This window comes from Variovorax sp. GrIS 2.14 (genome assembly GCF_046115955.1).
In the GTDB taxonomy this organism is placed as follows: Bacteria; Pseudomonadota; Gammaproteobacteria; order Burkholderiales; family Burkholderiaceae_C; genus Variovorax.
Map to the genome: position 1 here is coordinate 1 of NZ_JBJXIA010000023.1, position 21705 is coordinate 21705.

At 62.5% G+C, this 21705-nt stretch carries 19 protein-coding genes and 1 pseudogene; 3 read left to right on the forward strand and 17 right to left on the reverse strand.

The genetic code is table 11. The features are described 5' to 3' along the window. On the reverse strand, positions 1-617 hold a 617-nt coding region (locus tag RCH10_RS23700), incomplete at its 3' end, for a DNA-binding protein (RefSeq protein ID WP_409054318.1). 132 nt (positions 618-749) lie between these two features. On the opposite strand from RCH10_RS23700, the gene RCH10_RS23705 reads away from it, so the two are divergent. After that, positions 750-1892: a site-specific integrase gene (locus RCH10_RS23705; RefSeq protein ID WP_409054319.1), complete on the forward strand. Its 1143-nt coding sequence runs from the start codon at positions 750-752 to the stop codon at positions 1890-1892. Positions 1893-1931: 39 nt separating this feature from the next. Here RCH10_RS23705 and RCH10_RS23710 read toward each other — a convergent pair whose 3' ends face one another. The 12 genes from RCH10_RS23710 to RCH10_RS23765 are packed head-to-tail and all read right to left on the reverse strand — an operon-like array spanning position 1932 to position 13725. Next, complete coding sequence (locus tag RCH10_RS23710) at positions 1932-2495, reverse strand: carboxymuconolactone decarboxylase family protein (protein WP_409054320.1); 564 nt, start codon at positions 2493-2495, stop codon at positions 1932-1934. A 21-nt stretch (positions 2496-2516) separates the two neighbouring features. After that, complete coding sequence (locus tag RCH10_RS23715) at positions 2517-3506, reverse strand: Bug family tripartite tricarboxylate transporter substrate binding protein (protein WP_409054321.1); 990 nt, start codon at positions 3504-3506, stop codon at positions 2517-2519. Between the two features lie 36 nt (positions 3507-3542). Then, entirely contained in the window at positions 3543-4310 is a 768-nt protein-coding gene (locus RCH10_RS23720) for an SDR family NAD(P)-dependent oxidoreductase (RefSeq protein WP_409054322.1), read from the reverse strand. Further along, a complete protein-coding gene (locus RCH10_RS23725) occupies positions 4307-5956 on the reverse strand; it encodes an AMP-binding protein (RefSeq protein ID WP_409054323.1) in 1650 nt (549 codons plus the stop codon). Before RCH10_RS23725 ends, RCH10_RS23720 begins: the two co-directional genes overlap by 4 nt. Positions 5957-5972: 16 nt before the next feature. Continuing rightward, positions 5973-6677: an ABC transporter ATP-binding protein gene (locus tag RCH10_RS23730; RefSeq protein WP_409054324.1), complete on the reverse strand. Its 705-nt coding sequence runs from the start codon at positions 6675-6677 to the stop codon at positions 5973-5975. Beyond that, a complete protein-coding gene (locus RCH10_RS23735; RefSeq protein WP_409054325.1) occupies positions 6670-7440 on the reverse strand; it encodes an ABC transporter ATP-binding protein in 771 nt (256 codons plus the stop codon). The genes RCH10_RS23730 and RCH10_RS23735 overlap by 8 nt, the downstream gene beginning before the upstream one ends. Further along, positions 7437-8417: a branched-chain amino acid ABC transporter permease gene (locus tag RCH10_RS23740; RefSeq protein WP_409054326.1), complete on the reverse strand. Its 981-nt coding sequence runs from the start codon at positions 8415-8417 to the stop codon at positions 7437-7439. Before RCH10_RS23740 ends, RCH10_RS23735 begins: the two co-directional genes overlap by 4 nt. Then, positions 8417-9304 (reverse strand): branched-chain amino acid ABC transporter permease, encoded by an 888-nt coding sequence (locus RCH10_RS23745; RefSeq protein WP_409054327.1) that lies wholly within the window; start codon positions 9302-9304, stop codon positions 8417-8419. Before RCH10_RS23745 ends, RCH10_RS23740 begins: the two co-directional genes overlap by 1 nt. A 30-nt stretch (positions 9305-9334) precedes the next feature. Beyond that, positions 9335-10588 carry an ABC transporter substrate-binding protein gene (locus tag RCH10_RS23750; protein ID WP_409054328.1) on the reverse strand — a complete coding sequence of 418 codons (1254 nt, stop codon included), beginning with the start codon at positions 10586-10588 and terminating at the stop codon, positions 9335-9337. A gap of 47 nt (positions 10589-10635) precedes the next feature. Then, a complete protein-coding gene (locus tag RCH10_RS23755; RefSeq protein WP_409054329.1) occupies positions 10636-11430 on the reverse strand; it encodes an enoyl-CoA hydratase/isomerase family protein in 795 nt (264 codons plus the stop codon). 13 nt (positions 11431-11443) lie between these two features. Further along, on the reverse strand, positions 11444-12508 hold the full coding sequence (locus RCH10_RS23760; RefSeq protein ID WP_409054330.1) for an acyl-CoA dehydrogenase family protein: 1065 nt from the start codon (positions 12506-12508) through the stop codon (positions 11444-11446). Then, the gene (locus tag RCH10_RS23765) at positions 12505-13725 is read right to left on the reverse strand and encodes an acyl-CoA dehydrogenase family protein (RefSeq protein ID WP_409054331.1); all 1221 of its coding nucleotides are present in this window, start codon (positions 13723-13725) and stop codon (positions 12505-12507) included. Before RCH10_RS23765 ends, RCH10_RS23760 begins: the two co-directional genes overlap by 4 nt. Positions 13726-13932: 207 nt before the next feature. Between RCH10_RS23765 and RCH10_RS23770 the strand changes: the two genes are divergently transcribed. After that, positions 13933-14643 carry a TetR/AcrR family transcriptional regulator gene (locus RCH10_RS23770; protein ID WP_409054332.1) on the forward strand — a complete coding sequence of 237 codons (711 nt, stop codon included), beginning with the start codon at positions 13933-13935 and terminating at the stop codon, positions 14641-14643. A gap of 116 nt (positions 14644-14759) precedes the next feature. Here RCH10_RS23770 and RCH10_RS23775 read toward each other — a convergent pair. Beyond that, positions 14760-14978: pseudogene (locus RCH10_RS23775) on the reverse strand (DDE-type integrase/transposase/recombinase); the annotation flags it as partial. 454 nt (positions 14979-15432) lie between these two features. On the opposite strand from RCH10_RS23775, the gene RCH10_RS23780 reads away from it, so the two are divergent. After that, positions 15433-16416 carry an IS5 family transposase gene (locus RCH10_RS23780; RefSeq protein ID WP_409054333.1) on the forward strand — a complete coding sequence of 328 codons (984 nt, stop codon included), beginning with the start codon at positions 15433-15435 and terminating at the stop codon, positions 16414-16416. A gap of 235 nt (positions 16417-16651) precedes the next feature. Here RCH10_RS23780 and RCH10_RS23785 read toward each other — a convergent pair whose 3' ends face one another. The 3 genes from RCH10_RS23785 to RCH10_RS23795 form a co-directional block, all read right to left on the reverse strand. Continuing rightward, on the reverse strand, positions 16652-17881 hold the full coding sequence (locus RCH10_RS23785; RefSeq protein WP_409054334.1) for a branched-chain amino acid ABC transporter substrate-binding protein: 1230 nt from the start codon (positions 17879-17881) through the stop codon (positions 16652-16654). 59 nt (positions 17882-17940) lie between these two features. Further along, positions 17941-19620: a long-chain-fatty-acid--CoA ligase gene (locus RCH10_RS23790; RefSeq protein WP_409054335.1), complete on the reverse strand. Its 1680-nt coding sequence runs from the start codon at positions 19618-19620 to the stop codon at positions 17941-17943. Between the two features lie 472 nt (positions 19621-20092). Beyond that, the gene (locus tag RCH10_RS23795; RefSeq protein WP_409054336.1) at positions 20093-21703 is read right to left on the reverse strand and encodes an AMP-binding protein; all 1611 of its coding nucleotides are present in this window, start codon (positions 21701-21703) and stop codon (positions 20093-20095) included. Between the last annotated feature and the right edge of the window lie 2 nt (positions 21704-21705).

Sequence of the window (21705 nt, forward strand, 5' to 3'; positions counted from 1 at the left end):
CGCAAAACTCGGCACGCATGCGTCAATCGTTTCATATCGACATCAACTCGTGTCCGAACTTCGCCTCGCGACGGGTTGTGCAGACCATCCCTAGCAGCCGCCGCGCGCTGCCTCAGTACTTCTGACGCCAGCGCCGTCACCTGATGTTCGAGTGCCTCACGCGCCTGCTGCGAAGAGGCAAGGGCGTGGTCGAGACTGGCACGTGTCTGCGCAAACGCCTCTTCACGTTGAGTCAATTCGAGTTGCTTGCTCTCTAGTTTGTTCTCTTGGGCCTTCAATTCAACGCGAACTTTCTCGAGTGCTGCATCCTGGACTTGCTCGGCTTCCTTGCGCGCCGTCTCCCAGAGCAGCCGCGTCGCATTGCGCACGCTCACCGGCACGCCGTCCGCATCGTTGCCCGCGGCCAGGTTCGCAGTCCCTGAAACGCCGCCGGCCAGCCGTGACCCGAGTGCTTTGAACCAGCTCTCGATCATTGGACCGACCGTGTTCGGCGAGCCTCTTCCGAGTCTTTGTCGCACCCGGTCGACCGTGGGCCGCAGACCTTCCTGCATCAGGGCATCGGCCGCCGCCCAGACCTCGTGTTCCTGCGTTCCGCGTCGAGCCTTCGTGAACTCCATGATTTCAGACCCTCGTACTTTTCAGTTTTCAACCGCCCTGCCGCCCCATTATTTACCCTCGATAAGCGTCAGTTATCGTGATCTATTGATGTATGATGTACTAAATCATACATGCGACATAAGATTAAATCCATGAATCCGTCCACCACGAATCAGCCGCCGCTGGCAAGCCTGCTGGCGTTGTCGGAACGCCGGCCGGTGCTGGATCCCGCAGTGCTGACGGAAACGGCAGAACGCGCGGCGCGGGCTCTTTTGCGGCAAGGGGAATCAGCGAACACGCGGATGTCGTATGGCTCGGCCATGCGCTATTGGGCGGCGTGGTACGCGGCGCGATACGGCGGACCTCTCGGCACCCCGGTGCCGGTGCCTGTAGTGATCCAGTTCATCGTCGACCATGCGTCCCGGACCAGTGAGGACGGCAACACGCTGGTCAATGAGCTGCCGGCGGACGTCGATGCGGCGCTGGTGGCGGCGCGCTACAAGGCGCGCCTGGGTGTACCGGCCCTTAATACGCTCACCCACCGGCTTGCGGTGTTGTCCAAAGCGCACCAGCTGGCCAAGGTGGCCAATCCCTGCGCAGATGCGGTGGTGCGGGAGCTGGTGGCTCGGACCCGTCGGGCGTACGCACAGCGTGGGGTGCGCACTCTGAAGCAACGAGCCCTAACCAAGGATCCGCTGCAGCTGGTGCTGGCGACCTGCGACGACACCCTGCGAGGCAAGCGCGATCGCGCCCTCCTCCTGTTCGCATGGTCCTCGGGTGGACGGCGGCGCTCGGAGGTGGCGGGCGCCGTGGTCGAGAACCTGGTGCGCGTGGATGCGGGGTCGTACCTGTACACGCTGGGGCATTCGAAGACCAACCAGACGGGGGAGCTTCGGCCGGAGGATGTGAAGCCGCTCGTCGGGAGTGCGGCGACGGCGATGCACGATTGGCTGAAGGCCAGCGGGATCAAGGAGGGGAAGATTTTTAGAAGCATCCGCAAAGGTGGCCATCTGGGAGAGCCGCTGGCGCCGGCGGCGGTGCGGGACATCGTGAAGGTGCGGTGTGCGCTGGCGGGGGTCGAGGGGGATTTCAGCGCACATTCGCTGAGAGCCGGGTTTGTGACGGAGGCCGGGCGTCAGAACATGTCATTGCCGGAGACCATGGCCATGACGGGGCACCAGAGCGTGACTGTTGTGATGGGGTATTTCAGGGCGGAGAGTGCGCTGGGGAGCAAGGTCGGGCGGATGATGGACGAGCCTTTGGACGCTCACTGGAGTGCTCCGGACACTCCCTAGCCTGTCCAGCAGTCAATCGCAGACGACGACCAAGCCAAATCAGCCTGCAATCGAGGGCGGGTAGTACGCCTTGCTCGCGATATCCACCCCGTTCTGTTCAAGCTCTACCTCAAGGTTTTCTAGTAAGCGAGAGACCATCATGTATGTCCCGATCGTCATCAGCAACTCCGTGATGCCACGGGGCGAAAGGTACTCTCGCAGCGCTTCGAACTGAGATGCAGGCGCCTTGACCGAGAGCACGACGCTGTCGGTGAATGCCAGCATCCGGTCTTCTGCGGTGATTCCTCCATCAAGCGCAAGGTCGAGGTCCATAGATTTCCTAATGCGCTCTTCGCTTACGCCGACATGCCTGGCAAGCCGGAGATGCTGATGAATTTCGTATGTCGATCTGCAGTGCGCCCCAACGCGAAGGATGACCATTTCCCGCAACTGCCGATCCAGCTCGGACTGCGTCAATAAGGCGCCGGCGAGTTTCACGAAACCTGGCAGGGCGGTGGGTGCGTTGGCCAGAATTCGATAGATGTTGTACGGGGGCCGAGTCTCCAGAAGCGCTTTAAGTTCGGGTGACATTGCCTCTGGGGCAACAGGTTGAATGCGTGCCATGTCGATTGCTGCTTTCTTCGATTACTCAAGCTTCAGACCAATGCGCTGGATGACACCTCCCCAGAAGTCGGTTTGCTCCTTCATGAAGAGCCCGAATTCCTGTGGCGTGCTGGATCGGGTGCGCAGGTTCAACTGGACGAACTTTGCTAGCAACGCAGGCATGTCGAGAGCCTTGCGGATCTCTGCGTTCAGTTTGGTCACGATTGGAACGGGTGTAGCGGCCGGCACCACCACGCCGCTCCAGCCCTCGATTGCAAAGCTGGGATACCCCGACTCCGCAACCGTGGGGACATCTTCAAGCCCGGGCAGGCGCGTTGGCGATGTGACGGCAATGGCTTTGAGCTTGCCGCTCTTGACGAAAGCCATTGTCGGTGCGACGTTTTCAAACACCATGGGCACATGGCCGGCAATCACATCGGTGATGGCCGGACTGGCGCCCTTGTACGACACCAGTTGCATCTGCACACCCGCGGTCTCCTTGAACACTTCGGCTGTCAGGTGGGGCGAGCCGCCCTGCACTGCTGCAAAGTTGTACTTGCCCGGGTCCTTCTTTAGCAACGCCACTAGCTCCTTCACATTGTTCGCCGGGAAGTCCGGGTTGGCTGCAATGATGTTGGGGAGCATCGCAACCAACGACACGGGCGCGAAGTCCTTCAGGTGGTCGTACGGGAGGTTCTTGAAGAGATGCGGATTGATGGCGTGCGTCGGGATCGTGCAAAGCATGATCGTGTAGCCGTCGGGCGCTGACTTGGCGACAAAGTCGGTCGCGATGTTTCCACTGGCACCTGGCTTGTTTTCGACGACGACAGGCTGACCGAGTTGCTCGGTCAGCGCTTGCGCAAGAATGCGCGCCGCCAGGTCGGTGGACCCGCCCGGAGTGAACCCGACGATCATGCGTATGGGTTTTTTCGGCCAGTCGGTAGTCTGCGCGCTGGCGCGAATCGGCGCGAGGACCGATACGGCTGTGGCAGCGAGTGCCACAACGGCGGCTCGGCGATTGAGGTTGCTCATGGTGTCTCCGGTCGTTGCGGATCTTGGTGTGGTTCTTCAGCAGGACTCAACGGCGCCTGCACCGCCGTAGGCGTTCCATCCCCCATCGACGAACAGCTGCTCGCCGGTGATGTAGGAGGCGTAGCCGGAGAGCAGGAATGCGGCCGCGCGCGCGATGTCGACTCCGTCGCCCAGCCTGGCCAGCGGGATCCCCGAACGGATGCGGTCGAGGCCGATCTTTCTGCGGCTTTCGAGGCCGCGCGTCATGCAGCTGTAGATGTAGCCGGGTGCCACCGCGTTGACCCGGATGCCCAAGTGGCCCCACTCCGAGGTCAGGCTGCGAGTCTGGTAGGCCACAGCGGCCTTGGACCTCCCGTAGGCAGTGCGCCGCGGCATGCCTGCGCCGCCCGCAGCCGAGCCCATGTTCACGATGGCGCCTCCGCCACCTTGGGCGATCATCAATCGTGCCGCCGCGCAGCAGACCAATTGCGTGCCTCGCACGTTGACATCCATCACGCGCTGCCAACCGTCAATGTCCAATTCGAGCGCAGGTTGTACCAGTGCCAGCCCGGCGCTGTTAAGCACGCCGCTCAGACCACCGAGCTTCTCGGCGGCCTGGGCGAAGAAGGTATCGACATCCGCGGCGCGCGTGACGTCGCCCACTGCGAAGCCTGCGCCGAGTGCAGCGGCCGCGGGTGCCAGCGTCTCGGCATTGACGTCCACCAAGAACACTTGTGCGCCCAGTTCCACGAACAACTGCGCCGAGCGCAAGCCCAAGCCTTGGGCACCGCCGGTGACGACGATCTTCTGGCCATCGAGATTCATGCTGCAGCCTTCATCAAACGTTCACGGACATCGGCGCGCAGCAGGTCTTTTTTTACCTTGCCGGACGCCGTCTTGGGAAAGTCGTCCACGAAGATGAAGCGCTCGGGATACTTCTGCTTCGCGACGCCGGCTGCATCGAGCAACGCGGTGATCTCGGCCGCCGTGACGACGCTGCCAGGCTTCGCGATGACGTAGGCACACACAGTCTCTCCGAGCCGCGCGTGCGGCATGGCGACCACCGCCGCATTCATCACGCCGGGGTGCTGGTGTAGCAGGTCTTCCACTTCCTTGGCGCTGATCTTCTCGCCGCCCCGGTTGATCAAATCCTTGATGCGACCGGTGAAGACAACGGCGTTGTCCGCCGTGACGAAACCGATGTCTCCGGTGTGAAAGAAACCTTCGGCATCGAAGGCCTCGGCGGAGTGCACCGGGTCGGCATAGCCCAGAAAGAGCGAAGGCCCGCGCGCGCAGATCTCGCCTTCCTGACCGGCGCCCAGCGTCTTGCCGTCGAGGTCAACGACGCGGACCTCGTAGTCCACGATCTCGCCGTCGGTCTCCGCCGCGAGTCGCTCCTGGCCCGGGGCGCAAAAGCCGAGCGTGATCATCGGCGCTTCGCTCGAACCGTAGACACGAAACGACCGGCAGTTGGCCAGCACGCGCGCCACGCGGTAGATGATCTCCGGCGCCACCGCGGCGCCGCCACATGGGAAGAGCCGCAGCGACGGCAGGGTCCGACCGGAGGCCTCGGCCACATCCATCAGCTCCTGCAGAAAGGGCGTGGCGCCGATGGTGAACGACACCTGCTCGCGGTCGATGATGTCGGCGGCCTCGCCCGCGTCCCACTTCTCCATGAGCACGCAGCGCGTGCCGCCGTAGAACGGCATCTCCAGGCCGTGGCTGAAACCGGTGACGTGCGTCACGGGAGAAGGCATGAGCGTGGTGTCGCCCGGCGCGATGCCCCAGTGGCTCGCACACATCAGCGTCGCGCGGATCAGCGTGTTATGCGTATGGAGGACGGCCTTGGGCCGGCCTGTCGTGCCCGAGGTGTAGAGCACCAGCTTGACGGCGTCGGGTGACACCCGGGCGAACGTCGGCAGTTCGGCAAGCGCTGGCGCGTCGGCGATCAGGTCGGCGAGGTCGTCATGTGTGCCGCGTGCAGACCGCACGGTCCACACGTGCTGCAGCAACGGCAAGCCTGGCCGCAGGCGCACCAGCATCGCGGCGAAGTCGTAGCCGCGAAATTTCTCGGCGATGAAGATTCCCTTGGCGCGGCTGTCCGAGAGGATAAGTTCGACTTCACGGTCCCGGTAGATCGTGACGATGGGACACACCACCACCCCGAGCATGCAGGCTGCGATGTCGATGAACGCGGCCTCGTGCCAGTTCGGCATCTGGAAGGCCACCACGTCGCCAGCCCGAAAGCCGCGCTGCCAGAGCGCGGAGGCCAGGTGCGAGGCCTTGTCCCAGACTTCGCCGGCGGTGACCTCCCGTTCGCCGCAGACCTGGGTCACGCGGTGCGGATTTGTGGCCGCTGCTTCGCGGGCCTTGTCGGCGACAGTGCTGTCGAGCCACTGTCCGCCAGCCACCCAGCGCGCGGCTTGTGCTTCATTCCATTGCAGGTTCCAGCCACTGATGTCGTGTCTCAAGTCGATCTCCTTTGCTTCAGACAGCGAGGTAGCGTGTCTTGAGTTCGGGCTGCGCATCGAAGGCGGCCCAGTCACCATGAAATACCAGGACGCCGCTGTCGAGCAGATAGACGTATTCCGTGCACTGGCGTGCGTAGGCTGTGTTCTGTTCCGCGACCAGCACGGTGAGGCGCAGCTTGTCGCGTGCGGCGCGCACCTGCCGCGCGAGATCCTGCGCCACCTTGGGCGCGAGGCCCTCGGCTGGTTCGTCGAGCAGCAGCAATGTCGGCGAGGCCATGAGGCCGCGCGCGACCGCCACCAGCTGCTGCTGGCCACCGGAGAGCTGGTAACCAAGCCGGTCCAACAGATCCTTCAGCAGCGGAAAGAGCGAGCACACGTGATCGACCGTCATCGCGGTCTGGCCCTTGACCACGGCATGCCATGCCAGTTCGAGGTTCTGCCGAACCGTGAGCGTGGTGAAGATGCGCCGGTCTTCAGGAACCAGCGCCAGGCCGAGCCGGGCGCGGGCTTCGGTGGTCAGGCCCGTCAGCGACTTGCCGTCGAGCCGCATGTCGCCAGTGGTCTGCGGGCCGGCATCGAGCAGCGACTTGAGCAGCGTCGACTTGCCCGCGCCGTTGCGTCCCAGCAGGGCCACGCCGCCCTGCGCCGCGACGTCGAGGTCCACGTCGAAGAGCGCCTGGCTGTCGCCATACCGTGCATGCAGGTTGCGGACTTCAAGCATGGGCATCTTCCTCGTCCCCGAGGTACACCTCTTTGACCTTGTCGTTGGCGCGTATCTCCGCGGGCGTGCCCGATGCGATGAGCTGGCCGTAGTGCAGCACCGAGATGCGATCGGCCAGGCCGAACACCACGTCCATGTCGTGTTCGGTCATGAGCATGGACAGGCTGCGCTTGCGCTTCACCGCCTTGAGCAACTCGACAGTGGCATGACGCTCCGCCGCCGACATGCCGGCCGTCGGCTCGTCCAGGAACAGCACGGCAGGCTCCAGTGCCAGCACCATGGCCAGTTCGAGACGCTTGCGGTCGCCATAGGCCAGCGTGCCGGAAATCGCATCGCGTTGCGCTGCGAAGCCGGTGTCGGCCAGCAACTGGTCAATGGCGACAGCGAAGCCTGCGGCCACCGCACGCGGCACGCGCGCCAACGGATTCTGGCGTCGCACCCGAGCCTCCAGCGCAATGAGCAGGTTGTCCTGCACGCTGAGTTTCGAGAACACTTTAGCCACTTGGAAGGTGCGTCCGAAGCCCAGGTGCACGCGCTTGTGCGCGGGTACGCGAGTGACATCGCGTCCCTGAAAATGTACCGCACCCCGATCGGCATAGAGCTCGCCCGTCAGCACCTTAAAGAGCGTTGTCTTGCCGGCCCCGTTGGGGCCGATCACCACGTGCGACTCGCCCGCGCCGATGGTCAGACTCACGTCGCGCAACACACCGATGCGACCGTAGGACTTGTCTAAGGAAGTCGCCTCCAAGACCATCGCGTTCATGGCGGATCCTTTCGTCGGGTCCAGCGCGCCAGCATCCCGAGGATGCCGCCGGGCAATGCGACCACCACGACCAGCAAGAGCAGACCCGTGACCAGGTCCGACATGCCGACCAGCGTGCGCGTGAGGTAGAACACCGTCGACAGAACCAGGGAGCCCAGCGCCGGCCCCCAGAAATACGCACTGCCACCGAGCAACGTGAAGAGGATGGGGCTGGTTGAGTTGGACCAATGGGCCAGGTCAGGCGTGACGATCTGTGCCCAGGGAGCGACCAGCGCGCCGGCAGCGGCACTGGTGGCGCCCGCCAGCACGAAGATCACCAGGCGGTGCTGGCGCACCGGAATGCCCAGGAACTCAGCGCGCTCGGGATCCTGCTTGACCGCCTGCAAGGCCCGGCCGAACGGCGTGTCGATGATCCATCGAATGAACCACACCAGCAGTGCGCAGACCAGCACGATGATGTAGTAGAAGTTGTCGCCGGACCCGAGGTCGAGTCGCCAGCCGGCCAGCTGCAGCAGCGGGCGACTCAGTCCGCTGAGGCCGTCGTTGCGACCCAATATCGCCGTGTTGACAATCAGCAAATGGACCAGCTCCGCGAACGCCAGCGTCAGGATGGCGAAATAGACGCCTTCGCTGCGCCGCAAGGACACGATGCCCACCAGCCCGGCAATGACGCCGCCGACCACGGCCGACACCGGCAACGCCAGCAGAAACGGCAGTCCCATTTGCTTCGTGAGCACAGCGGTGGCGTAAGCGCCCGCCGCAAAGAACATAGCTTGCCCGAAGCTCAGCACACCCGAGAGTCCGAACAGCAGATTGAAGGACAGCCCGAACACCGCGTTGATGCAGATCATGCCGGCGATAAACACCAAGCCCCGATTGAAAAAAATCGGAACGCAGCATGCGAGCACAGCCACGACCAGCAGGACGAGGCTGTCGCGGCGGCGGTTGCCACCGATGAAACTGGATGCGGCGTTCATCAGTGCTTCGCCTTGCCCATCAGGCCTTGCGGGCGCAGCAGCAGGATCAAGGTCATGGCCAGAAAGAAGGGCAACCCGGGGAGTCCGGGCAGCACCCACTGGCCGACCGCATCGATGAAGCCCAGCAGAATCGCGCCAAGGAACGCCCCGCTGATGCTGCCCATTCCGCCCACGATGATTACGCCGAACGCTTGGATGACAAAGGCACTCGCCAGCGTGGGCGACAGGCTCTGGTTGGACACCAGCAAGCCGCCTGCCAGGCCGGCTAGTGCAAAACCCAATGCGACCGTGGCCGTGTACACAAGGCGCACGTTGACACCAAGCAGGCGCGCCATCCACGGGTCGGCGGCGATGGCCTTCACGAGCTGGCCCGGCTTGGTGCGGTTCAGGAAGTATTCGAGTGCCGAGAACACCACGACGCCGGCGGCGATGATGAAGAGCGACAGCTTGGGTAGCACCGCATTGCCGATCAACCATGCACCGTCGAGCACCGATGGCGGCATGACGCTGTGATAGTTGAGCCCCCAGATCAGCTTGGTCGAACCTTCGCAAACCAGCAGCAAGGCATAGGTCGCAATGAGCACATACGCGTCGTCCACGCCGGCCAGTCGCCGCAGGATCAGCCGGTCGACCACGAGTCCGAGCAACGCGACCAGCACGCCGGCCGCCAGCGAGCCGAAAAGGTAGACCCCGACAGAAGGCGCACCCCCGATCGCCTGCGCCAGCGAATAGGCCAGGTAGGCGCCAATCATGAAGAAGCCGCCGTGCGAGAAGTTAAGGATGTGCAATGTCCCGAACACCAGCGTGAGTCCGGCGGCCACCAGGAAGGTCGCCATGGCCCATGTCAGGCTGTTGACAAGCAAGGTCGCGATGTCGGCGGCATGCATCGATTCGGCAGTCCGGGAGGCAGTCCGAAATCAGGCCGTGCGCAGGACAAGCTTCTTGCCGGGGGTCGGTGGAAAAATGACCGACTTGCCATCGATCTTCACGTACTGCGAGACCTTGTATCCCTTGCCGGTCGTCGTCGGTTCGATGTAGACCAGTTCGACGTCCTTGATCGCCTGATTATCCTCAGCACGCATCGTCCGTGGACCGGTCACTGTGTCCCAGGTCAAGCCCTTCAAGTTTGCAATGACTGCAGCCGTGTCGGTCGACTTGCCTTTCTCAACCGCCTTTTGCAGCGCGTAGATGCTGGCGTGTGCTTCGGCCGCCCAGCCGAGCGGCTCGGCGTCCTTGGTCTTGGCAAGGTAGTCGGCAACAAACTTGTCGCTCAGCGGATTGCCCTTGTTGGCCTCCGCGTAGTAGTGCATGCCGGTCCATTGCGCCGGGAACTGCTCCTTCAGGCCGCGCGCCACCAGGAACTCATTGGCCGCATCACAGATAACCTTGTAGCGTTGCATCAGGCCGAAGCCGCGCGCCTGCTGGAACATCGTGATCGCATCACCGCCATAAGTGCAGTTGAAGCAACCATCGGCCTGCTGACGCAAGGCCTGCGTGATCGGGTTGCGGTAGTCGGCCACGCCATACGGCATGAGGATGGGCTCTAGGATCTCCGGCTTCTTCTTGGCGATCGAGGGGTAAAACTCGAGCAGCCCGTCCACGAAAATGCCCCAAGTAGTGCGACCATATTCGTGGTCCGGCACCAGTCCAGTCCAGCGCGTGATGTCCGGGTACTTCTGCGCCATGAGCTTGGCCTGCGCGCGGGTGCGGGCATCGGGCGAATCGCCCGGCCGGAACAGGTTGGGCGAGTAGTTCTCGTGGTTCATCTTCTCGGTGCCTGCGCCGCAGGTGACGAACACGCCGTTCTCCTGCTGCATCACGGGCCCGAGTGCCAGCACGACAGCGCTTGAGATGCCGCCGATATGCAGGTTGATGCCTGACCCGAGCAACTCGCGCGCCGCTGCCAGCGCGGCGGCCGGATTGGCCTTGTCGTCCCGAATCTCCAGGGCGACCTGACGGCCCATGATGCCGCCAGCCTTGTTGATCTGTTCCACCGCGATCTCAGCGCCGTTCTTCACGTACGAGCCGATGAACTCCTGAGGACCGCTGAGCGGCGTGATCAATCCGATCTTGAGCGGGCCGCTTTGCGCGCGCACCAGGCCGGGCACGCTAGAAATGGCAGCAGCGGCTGCGGAGTACTTGAGGATGCTTCTGCGATCGATGCTTTTCATTTTTTTGTCTCCTGGTCGTTGGAAGGCTGCGGGTGTGTGCCGAAGAACTATCGGCCGGTGAAAACGGGCTTGCGGCGCTCGCGAAAAGCCTTCACTGCCTCCGCATGATCGGCCGTGAGGTTCGACATGCACTCGTATGCCACACCCGCATCAAAGTAGCTGTGGAACAGCTGACGCAGCGGCAGGTTGGTAGTGACCTTGCTCCAGCGAATGGCCTTGGTTGCGCCTGAGACAAGTAGCTGGGCCAAGGCCCGGACTGTGGCGTCGAGTTCGGTGCGTGGCACGACGTCGGTGATGAGGCCGATCCGCTCGGCCTCCGCGGCGAGCATGAGCTCGCCGGTCAGGAGGTATTTCTTGGCCTTGGCGTAGCCGACGAGTTGCGGCCAGATCAACGCGCCGCCGTCCCCGGCCACCAGTCCGACACTCACGTGGGGATCGCCGATCTTGGCCTCGTCCGAGGCGACGATGATGTCGCACAGCAATGCAAGACTCGCACCCAGACCTGTCGCGTGCCCGTTGAGTTTGCAGATCAGCGGCTTCTCCAGGTCCAGCTGCGAATAGACGATGTCCTTGGCCTCACGCGCCGTCTTTTCGAACTCTTCGGGCTCGTCGATCGACAGCTGCATCCAGTCGATGTCTCCGCCAGCGCAAAAGGCCGTGCCGTTGCCGGTAAGGACCACCACGTCGGAATCCGGATCACGCTGCACGTCCGTGAAGACGCGAGACAACTCGTGGTGCAACCGCGCATTGACCGCGTTGCGCTGGTCCGGGCGGTTTAGCGTCACGGTCAGGATGCGACCGTCGCGATGGAACTCGATGCACTGGTAGGAAGCGAAATCCACGGAGGATCCTTTGTCAGATGGTGGCAGGCGCGGAAGCCGCGAACGCCATGAAGTGCTGCTCGGCGGAGCCCCAGAGCTGCTCGTTGACGCGCGCCCGACGCAGGTAGTGACTGGCCGCGTATTCCTCGGTCACGCCGATGCCACCGTGCAGTTGCACCGCTTCCTGCGTCACGCGCCGGGCACTTTCACTGACGAGCGCCTTGGCCGCATGCACGTCACGCCCCGCATCGGGCGCACCGGCCTGAAGCGATTCGATGGCCTGGTCCAGCACCGCGCGGCTTTCGCCGAGTGCGACGTACATGTCGACCGCCCGGTGCTGCAGCGCTTGGTAGGTGCCAAGCGGGTGACCGAACTGGCGCCGGGTCTTGAGGTAGTCGAGCGTGAGGTCGAAGGCCGCCGACATGGCGCCGTGTGAATCAGCGGCGGTGGCCAATGCTGCAAGCCAAAGCGCGTATTGCAGGTCGGTAGGCTCAGTGCCGCCGAGCGGCGTTGCTTGGGCGGCGTCGAAGGACACCGTGGCCCCTCCTCGACCATCCAACAGCGGATAGGTTTGCCGGGTCACGCCCGGTGCGTTCGCATCGAGCAGCCAGAGCGTGTTACCGCTTCGCACCAGCAACTGCTCGGCGATGTCGGCATCGATCACGACGTCTTGATGACCGTGCAAAAGTCCCGCTTCGACTCGCACCGCGTGCTCGGACATCACACAGGCCACGATCAGTTCGCCTGCATGCAGGCGCGGCAACCGCGCATCGCGTTGCGCGTCGCTGCCATGAGAGGCAATGAGATGGGTCGCAAGCACGCCGCTCGACGTGAGTGGCTCGGTAACGAGCGAGCGGCCGGCCGCTTCGGCCAGAAGACAGATCGACGCCACGCGCAGGCCGAGGCCGCCATGCGCCTCGGACGAGGCGACGCTTAGCCAGCCCATGTCCGCCAAGTCTTTCCACACGGTGGAGTTGAAGCGCCGTGCATCGCGCGTCATGAGTTGCCGCACTTCGAACCGGTATCTCTCCGCCAGGTAGCGCGTGGCCGCATCGTCGAGCGCGGCATCGGTCTCGTCGGCCCAGATCTTGTTCTTCACAGGCCCAACTCCGCTTTGCTGATGATGTTGCGCTGGATCTCGTTGGACCCGCCGTAGATAGTCGAGGCCCGTCCGTGCAGGTACTCGCGGATCGAGCCGCTGGTGTCCGCAGGCCCGACTGGCGACACGACAGTGGTGCCATTCACATCGGCCGGCTCGTAGACGATCGCGCTGCTGCCCAGCCAGTCGAGCGTGGCCTCGGAAATCTGCTGCTGAAGCTCGGAGCCGCGGATCTTCATGATCGAGGCCTCAGGGCCGGGCGGCTGGCCCGGGTCCATGCTGCGCGCATAGGCCAGGCAGAAGGCGCGCAGCGCATGCAGCCTCAATTCCATATGTCCGATGCGACGCTCGAAGCCAGCACGGTCCGCCACGCCGTCGCTCGGCGTGCGAACTATCAGCGCCTTCAAATGTCCGAGTTGGCGCATGGACCGCCCGGTTTCGGCAGAAAGGATTCGCTCGTTGCTGAGCAGGAACTTCGCATAGCTCCAGCCTCGGCCCTCTTCGCCGACGATGTTCTCGACCGGCACCTTGACCTCGTCCAGAAAAACTTCGTTGACGTGATGGCAGCCGTCCATCGTCTTGATCTGACGCACCGTCACGCCCGGCGTACGCATGTCGATCAAGAGGAAGCTGATGCCCTGTTGTGGCCGCGATTCGTCGCTTGTGCGAACCAGGCAGAACATCCAATCGGCCCATTGCACATAGCTGGTCCAGATCTTTTGGCCCGTCACGAAGTAGTGGTCACCTCGACGGACCGCGCGCGTCTTCAGGCCGGCCAGGTCAGAGCCGGCGCCGGGCTCGGAATAACCTTGAGCCCACCACTCTTCGGACGCGAGGATCGGCGGCAAAAAGCGCGCCTTTTGCGCTGTCGAGCCGAAGGTGTAGATCACCGGGCCCACGTAGTTGACGCCGAACGGGATGAGCCAGGGCGCGCCGCAGCGCATGCTTTCTTCTTCAAAAACGAAACGCTGCAATGGCGTCCACTCGGCGCCGCCGTATTCACGCGGCCAGTGGCCTGCCACCCATCCACGCGCGGCCAGCGAACGCAGGAATCTCAGGTTGTCTTCCTTGGTGAGAAACAGGTTGCCAAGAACCTTTTCGCGCACATCCGGCGGCAACTCTGTCTCGCAGTAGTTCCGCACTTGACGGCGGAAGTTGTGCTCAGCAGCGCGATTGCCTTGAGCAGCAGGGGCGACGGGCAGATGGCCAGGATTCATTTCACGTGAGCGATCTAGACAGTGAGCAATGAGTGGAAACATCATCAATATACTGAGTGATGATTCATTACTCAGTCTTATCCACTTTCGTCGGTTTTGAACTAGGTGTAAACGCGCAAGACCGTCCCGTCGGGATGATCCGCTAGACTGAAAAAAACATCGTTGGCGCCCGGCTTTAGGGTTCGTCAGACGCCCGAAAGGAATGGATTGGCCACGGTTTCGAAAACCCCAAGAACACCACGCAAGGTATCTGACAGCGTGCAGTTGATGCGTAATGAACGTGCTGCGCGCACCCGAGATCAGCTTATGGTGTCGGCGGCGCGAGTCGTCGGAGAACATGGCTACCGCGACGCCTCTATCCAGCGCATTACCGCTGCCGCCGGCATGGCGCAGGGCACCTTCTATCTTTACTTCGAGTCGCGCCAGGCGTTGTTCGACGAACTGCTGCCGCACTTTGGGCTTCATATGCTCGAACGAGTACGTGAGTGCGCACACGGAGCCGAGGGATTCTTCGAGGTTGAGGAGATCGGCGTGCGCGCCGTCTTCGCCTATCTGTTCGAAAACCCTTGGTTCTGGCGTGTCCTGAATGAAGCGGAGGTTGAGGCGCCCTCAGCCTGGGCAAGGCATCACTTTCAGGTGAAAGACAGGTATCTGAAATTTCTGAAACGGGCTTACGCGGAAGGGGAGCTGTCGTCCTATGCCGAGGAGGAACTGGGGACCTTGGTCTATCTTCTGATCGCTGCGCGCGACTACCTCTACATCAGACACCTTAGCAACCCGAAGGATGACAAGGCCATACCGGATTCCGTGATCAAAACTTATATTCAATTTTTGCGGCATGGACTTGGACCGCGAGATGCCGGCCTAACTGCTGTGCCAGTTCGACCATCGACTCGTTCGAAACTCCAAATAAGCTGAGAACGTTTCGACGTCGAAGCTTCTGCAGTGTCCCGACTTTTTTTTCCCACGTGGCTGAATTGGGTTCTGTCGCAATAACAGCGCCGGCACGAGCAAATGTGCGGCGCGCGTGTCGCTCAGAAAGCCAGCGAGTAGAACTTCGCTGCTGCGGACGAGGCTTGGCCATGAGAGCCGTCGAGCTGCCCCTTCTTGATCATGTGCATGGTCTCGATGCCGGCGATGAGTGCTCGTGCGCAGCGAAAAGACTTGAAGCCGAGCATCGGCCGCACGATGCGTTTGACGGCCCGATGGTCTTGTTCGACGATGTTGTTGAGATGCTTCGACTGGCGCATCTCGTTCGGCCATGATCTCCTCAATGTGGCGCAAGCTCAGCGGGTAAGCCGCGTACCAGCACACACAGGTCAGCATGATTTCAAGCGGATAGTGCGCCCGCTTGATTACCTTGCGCAACGCCTTGATCATCGCCTTCATCCCGTTGTCAGTCTCGCCTCAGCTTAGCTGCGCCGGCCTTACCGCGACAGAACCCGCTGAGCCGCTGGCGGCTGCGGCGGTGCGATGAACGCCGGCTTAAAGACAAGGATTTTCGGCCTCTCCGTTAGAACGTCCAGTCATCCATTGGCTGATAGTCCAGCCGATCGAAGGCGCAGTGCTTACCGAGCCAACAATCTCAAACGCTGCGACAGACTACCGCAAGAAGTTAGCCACAATCTAAGGAGACGCTGATCAATTGATCGATCCGGGCACGCCTCATGCATGCACCGAGAGCATCAAATTTCGAGGGCAACGGACATGAACCAACGCAGCTTTGCCAGCGCCGAGTACGCATTGAAGAAGAAGCGAACGCGCCGCGAGAAGTTTCTTGCCGAGATGGAGCGTGTCGTGCCTTGGAGCCGCTTAGTTGCCGTGATCGAGCCGCTGTATCCCACCAGTGGACGCGTGGGCCGTCAGCCGATTGGTGTGCCCCGGATGCTGCGCATGTATTGCCTGCAGCAGTGGTACGGCCTGGCAGACGAGGCGCTGGAAGACGCCCTGTACGACAGCCAAGCACTGCGCGACTTCGTGGGCATCGACCTGTCGCGCGAATCGGTGCCTGATGCCACCACGTTGCTCAAGTTCAGGCGCCTGCTGCTGGACAACGACCTCACCAAGGCGATGTTCGAAGAGATCAACGCCCACCTCGCCGAGCAGGGCCTTTTGATGCGTGCCGGCACCATCGTGGACGCGACCATCATCGCGGCTCCAAGCTCGACCAAGAACGCAGACAACACGCGCGACCCGGAGATGCATCAGACCAAGAAGGGCAATCAATGGCACTTTGGAATGAAGGCGCACATCGGCGTGGACGCGCAGTCGGGCCTCGTACATACGGTGGTGGGCACGGCCGCCAATGTGAGCGACATCAACGTTGCTGGCGCACTGCTGCATGGTGAAGAGCACGCGGCCTTCGGCGACGCTGGCTACCAGGGCGTGCACAAGCGAGCTGAAGCGCAAGGACCGATCTGGCACGTGGCCATGCGTCGGGGCACGCGACGCAAGCTCAATGAATTCATCGAGCCTCAGTTCCTGGCCGAGCGGGCGGAGAAGATGAAGGCGAGCATCCGCGCCAAGGTCGAGCATCCGTTCCATGTGGTCAAGAACCTGTTTGGTCACAGGAAGACGCGCTACAAGGGGCTGGCCAAGAACACCGCACAGCTGTTCAGTCTGTTCGGCTTGGCCAATCTGGTCATCGCCAAGAGGTCGCTGTTGGACTGTTATGCCCGAGGTGCGTCTTGAATGCGGAAAGCGGCCTCGAAAGAGGTCAAAACGCTCGCCGTGAAGGCTCTAAATCGTGAAGTCGGGCACCCTTGAGGGCGCATCTCGTTGTGATGTTGTCAACTTGCGCTGCGATGCTCAATGTTCAGCGCCTCCCTAAAGGTCAGTCGTTCAAACTTGGGAGTGGGTCAGCTGCGGCTGCAGTGCGAACGCCAGCCGCCCGGCGCCAGGCCAGTTCCTGCAAGGCTTTACCGCATCAGGACGGCCGCTTCATCACGCAACTGGTCGGCGTGCTCGCCACGTAGGGCTCGAGTCGCTTGACGGGCGCGAAGGTGTAGCCGGTGTTCTCCACGCTGTAAGGATTAGTCTTGTCGACCTTCTGCCACTTGGAGATAAACATCGCCTGCTGCATCTGGTGGTCGGACTTGCGCATCGTCGCCTCGCCAGCGAAGCTCTTGATGGTCATGCCTTCCATCGCCGCAGCCACTTTCGCGGGGTCGGTCGATCGGGTCTTGGCCATGGCATCGCTCAGCAGCACGATGCCGTTGTACGACGTGTACATGTAGTAATCGTCGTTGTACTTCTTCTTGAAGCCGGCCGAGAGAGCACCGAGTTCACCGGTGTGGTTGTTGTGGTTCGGCGAGACGATATAGACCTCGCTGTCGCCGCCCGCAGCCAGCGCGGTGGGCGTGCCCGACACGTTGGCATCGTTGGTGTACATGCCGATCTTGAGACCGGCATCGTTCATAGCCTTGACCAGCAGCGTAAGGTCGCTGCCCCAGTTGCTGGTGACGATGGTGTCGGCGCCAGACATCTTGATCTTCGCCACGTAAGGCGCGAAATCCTTCACCGTGCCGATCGGGATCAACTCCTCGCCGACGATCTGCACGTCGGGCCGCTGGCGCGCGATGCCTTCCTTAAAGAAGCGCACGGTTTGCTGGCCATGCGAGTAGTTCTGGTTGATGAGAAAGACCTTCTTGATCTTCGGCTGGTCCTTCATGAAGGCGGTGACCGCTTCCATGCGCACAGTCGTGTCGGCGTCTAGCCGGAAGTGCCAGTAATTGCACTTCTCGTTGGTGAGCGACGGGTCCTTGGCCGAATAGCTGAGGTACACGATCTCCTTGCCGGGGTTGCGCTCGTTGTGCTTGGCCACGGCCTCGCTGATAGCGAGTGCTGCGCCCGAGCCGTTGCCCTGCGTCACGTAGCGAAAGCCCTGGTCTATCGCTGCGCGCAGGGCGTTCACGCTTTCTTGAGGTGACCCCTTGTTGTCGAAACCGGCGACCTCGAACTTGACGCCGGCTGGGTTTTTGACGCCGCTCATTTGTTCGGCGACGTACTGCCAGCTCTTGAGCTGGTTGGCGCCGACGTTGGCGAACGCGCCCGAGAGGGGGTCGATGAATGCAATGCGAACGGTTTCATCCTTCTGGGCAAAAGCAGAACCCGCGAGCAGCGAAGCGAGCGCGAAAGTCGTAACTGATTTCTTCATTTGGTTGTCTCCTTTTTTGGTTGCCGGGGAGTGTGATGAGCACTGTCAGCGCGTAACGATCACTTCGGCGACTTGCCTGAGACTTCGGCCGCGGCTTCCGCGTAGAGCTCTATCTTCGACAGCTTGCCGACGGCGGTTTTCGGCAGTTCGGCGCGCGCCTCCATCGCGAGCGGCAACTCGTGCTTGCCGAGGTAGTCCTTCAGAAAGTCGCGCAGTGCATCGAGCGTGAGCGGCTCGGTGCCCGGCCTGAACTTGATGAAAGCCTTGGGTGATTCGCCACGGTAGGCGTCCGGCACGCCGATCACGCTCACTTCCTCGACCGACGGATGGCGGTAGATCGCTTCTTCGATGTTGCGTGGGTAGACATTGAAGCCGCTGCAGATGATCATGTCCTTGGTACGGTCGACCAGGTAGACAAAGCCGTCGTCCGACATGTAGCCCACATCGCCGGTCCGCATGAACCCGTCGGCGGTCATCACCTCGGCGGTGGCAAAAGGATTGTTCCAGTAGCCTTTCATGACCTGCGGACCGCGGATGCAGATTTCGCCGCACTCGCCCAGCGGGAGATCGGTGAGCGTCGCGAGATCGATCACCTTGACCTCAGCACCCGGCACCGGCGCGCCGCAGGTCCCGGGCGCAGGCGAGCCGGCGCCGGTCGTAAGGGTACCGACCCCACAGATCTCGGTCATGCCCCAGCCTTCGAGCAGTCGGCAGCGCGCCATGCGTACGAAATTACTGAAGACCTCGCCAGCGATTGGCGCGCCGCCGGAGTTGCACCACTTGAGCGACGACAGGTCGGTGCGCTCGATGTCGGGGTGGCCGATGAAGCCGACGTACATCGTCGGCACGCCAAGGAAGACGGTGATTTTGCTTTCTTCGATTTCCAGCAACGCCGCCGACAGGTCGAAGCGCTGGTGCACCACGAGCTCGGCGCCGATGGCAAAGCCGAAGATCATGTTCAACACCATCGAGTAGACGTGGAACATCGGCAGCACCACCAGGAATCGCTCGGCCCCGCGCTGCAGCGTTCCGGGGCCGATCAACATCTCCTCGATTTGCGACACTGCCATGCTGAGGTTCGAGTGCGTGAGCATCGCGCCCTTGGGGTGGCCGGTGGTGCCACCCGTGTATTGCAGCACCGCAATGGCCGACAGGTCGGTGGCGGCAGGCAGAAATGGCGTGTCGCGCTGCGCGGACACATCGGAGAAACGCACGCGCCGGTGGTCCCAGGAAATGCCGCGGTCAGCCAATTTCGCCCCGACCTCGAATTCGCCCGCCGAACCGATGATCAGAGTCTTCAGTCGCATGCTGTCGAGGTAGCCGTTTATCTTTGAGAAGAGCTCGGGCGTATCGAGCGTGACGATCACATCGGTGCGGCTGTCGTCGATCTTGTGTGCCAGCACCGCGGCCGCGTCGAGCGGCGAGTAGTTCACCACCACCGCGCCCGCCTTGAGGATGGCGAAGAAGGCTATGAAGTAATGCGGCGTATTGGGCAGATAGAGCCCGACATGCGTGCATTGGTGCACGCCGATGCGGCGCAGGCCCTGCGCCATGCGGTCTGTCAGCGCGTCAAGCTCTGCATAGCTGAAGGTGCGGCCCTCGAAGCGCAGCGCGGCCTGGTCCGGCCACCGTGCGGCAGTATTGGTGAGCAGTTGCGGCACAGGCATCGCATGCAGCGGCGCGCTCCAGGTGGCACCGGGTGCGTAGACATGGGTCCAGGGATGGTCGCTGTTGAGCATCAAATTTCTCTTGGTCTCTGCACTAGGGTGGCTTGGGCAACGCGGAGTGGAGCATTAGCCATCGCGCGGCGCAGTCAACCATGCGACTCGCAGCCGCCGGCCGTAAGCGATCGACGCATTGCCCAACCAGTCAGCGCGCCCGATACCTCTTCGTTCACGTACTCTGATGACAGGCTACTTTCTCTAGGGGAACCACGATCTTCGCGACCAAGCGGCACGCGTGCATCTGGCCCGGCGCAACGATGCCCGCGCGATCGCGTCATTTGTGCGTTGACTGCAAGGACATCCGGATCAGCCAAGAAAGCAAAAAACGCCATCGGACACTTGCGCCTGCGGCTAGAACTTTTTTTGACCGTCACTGCAGCATCCGTCCCAGGGTTATTCAGCGGGCATCCTTCAACACCTGTGCCAGTGCAGATGGGAGCTGCGGTCCCCCGATTTTCTCAGGTCGAGTCTGCTGTCCGTGATCGGCTTAAGCTCCCTTCAACAGCCTCCGCAGCACCTTTCCAGTACCGGTCGCAGGCAGCGAATCGCGAAGCTCCAACTGCCGGGGCACCTTGTAGTGCGACATATTCGCGCGTGCCCACACAAGCAAAGTGGCGCAGTCAAACGGCTTGGCCGCGTCGCGGCTCGGCACGACGAATGCCTTGACCACCTCGCCCTTGTCCGCGTCCGGTACGCCGATGACCGCAACTTGTCCAACATCAGGGTGCAGGATCAGGATCGACTCGACCTCCTCCGGAAACACGCTGAAGCCGGAGACCTTGATCATTTCCTTGATGCGCCCAATGAAGGTCAGGTAGCCCGCGTCGTCGATCTTGCCGATGTCGCCGGTGTGCACCCAGCCGTCGCGCAGCACCTCCGCGGTGGCCTCGGGCTTGTTCCAGTAGCCATGGAAAACGCCGCGGCTGCGAACCACAATTTCGCCGGTCTGGCCGTTCGGCACCGCTTGCCCGTCGAGGTCGATGATCTTCAGGTCCACGCCCCTGCCCGGCACTCCGTTGGTGCCCCAGCGCACGCCGTCGCGCGGCATCAGCACGTCGTTTGTGTGCGTCTCCGAGAGGCCGTAGCCCGCTTCGTAGACTAGGCAACCGTTGGCGAACTCGCTCCAATTGGCCGCCAGCTCTTCCGTCAGCTTGATGCCAAAACTCGTGCCCATCGTGGTCTGGAGCGACGACAGGTCGAACCGCTTCGCGTCGGGCTCGCTCATGGCGGCCACGAGCATCGGCGCCATCGCGTACCACCAGGTGACCTTGTGGCGGTCGATCGCCTGCAGCACCGCGAGCGCGTCCATGCGGTTGAGCAGCACCACGGTGGCGCCGGTGTAGGCGAGCATGGTGACGCCGCAGATCATGCCGGCGATGTGATAGATCGGCGCCACGGCGAGCATCACTTCCTCGTTGCGGATGCAGAACATCTCTTCGCCGACAGCCGTCTTGTACAGCGCGTTCCGGTAACTCAGCATCGCGCCCTTGGGCATGCCGGTGGTGCCGGACGTGTACGTCATGAGTGCGACGTCGTCCATCGAGAGGTCGATCTTCGGCGCGGGCGCATCGGGCGCGGTAATGGTGGCGTGGAAATCGATCGTGCCTTCGGGCAGGGGTCGGCGCGCGGCCACGTCGTCGGGCACGCGGATCGTCGGCTCCGGCGGCAGCAGGTCGGCGTAGCGCACGCTGAAGACGTGCGGCACATCGACGCGGTCCCGCACCGATTGGACGATGGGCACCAAGTGATCGGCCACCACCAGCGCCTTGGCGCCGAGGTCGCCCACCTGGTAGGCAAATTCGTGCGCCTTGAACATCGGACTGCAGGGGCTCACGATCGCGCCGAGCTTCTGGATGCCGAAGTGCGCCACGTGGTACTGCGGACAGTTCTGCATGAAGAGCGCGACGCGGTCGCCCTTGCGTACGCCGCGCGCATGGAGATCGTGCGCGAAGGCGTCGCTGAAGCGGTCGAGCTCGCCGTAGCTGATCTCGCGGCCGTACCAGACGATGGCGGCCTTGTCGGGATGGCGCCGCGCGTGCTCGCGCAGGTATTCGTGGAGTGGCTTTTCGCCCTGGAGGTAGTCGACGTCGTCGGTCATGT

Coding starts and splice junctions, on each gene's coding strand:
- RCH10_RS23705 (WP_409054319.1), top strand. CDS start 750: ATGAATCCGTCCACCACGAATCAGCCGCCGCTGGCAAGCCTGCTGGCG.
- RCH10_RS23710 (WP_409054320.1), bottom strand. CDS start 2,495: ATGGCACGCATTCAACCTGTTGCCCCAGAGGCAATGTCACCCGAACTT.
- RCH10_RS23715 (WP_409054321.1), bottom strand. CDS start 3,506: ATGAGCAACCTCAATCGCCGAGCCGCCGTTGTGGCACTCGCTGCCACA.
- RCH10_RS23720 (WP_409054322.1), bottom strand. CDS start 4,310: ATGAATCTCGATGGCCAGAAGATCGTCGTCACCGGCGGTGCCCAAGGC.
- RCH10_RS23730 (WP_409054324.1), bottom strand. CDS start 6,677: ATGCTTGAAGTCCGCAACCTGCATGCACGGTATGGCGACAGCCAGGCG.
- RCH10_RS23735 (WP_409054325.1), bottom strand. CDS start 7,440: ATGAACGCGATGGTCTTGGAGGCGACTTCCTTAGACAAGTCCTACGGT.
- RCH10_RS23740 (WP_409054326.1), bottom strand. CDS start 8,417: ATGAACGCCGCATCCAGTTTCATCGGTGGCAACCGCCGCCGCGACAGC.
- RCH10_RS23745 (WP_409054327.1), bottom strand. CDS start 9,304: ATGCATGCCGCCGACATCGCGACCTTGCTTGTCAACAGCCTGACATGG.
- RCH10_RS23750 (WP_409054328.1), bottom strand. CDS start 10,588: ATGAAAAGCATCGATCGCAGAAGCATCCTCAAGTACTCCGCAGCCGCT.
- RCH10_RS23765 (WP_409054331.1), bottom strand. CDS start 13,725: ATGAATCCTGGCCATCTGCCCGTCGCCCCTGCTGCTCAAGGCAATCGC.
- RCH10_RS23780 (WP_409054333.1), top strand. CDS start 15,433: ATGAACCAACGCAGCTTTGCCAGCGCCGAGTACGCATTGAAGAAGAAG.
- RCH10_RS23785 (WP_409054334.1), bottom strand. CDS start 17,881: ATGAAGAAATCAGTTACGACTTTCGCGCTCGCTTCGCTGCTCGCGGGT.
- RCH10_RS23790 (WP_409054335.1), bottom strand. CDS start 19,620: ATGCTCAACAGCGACCATCCCTGGACCCATGTCTACGCACCCGGTGCC.
- RCH10_RS23795 (WP_409054336.1), bottom strand. CDS start 21,703: ATGACCGACGACGTCGACTACCTCCAGGGCGAAAAGCCACTCCACGAA.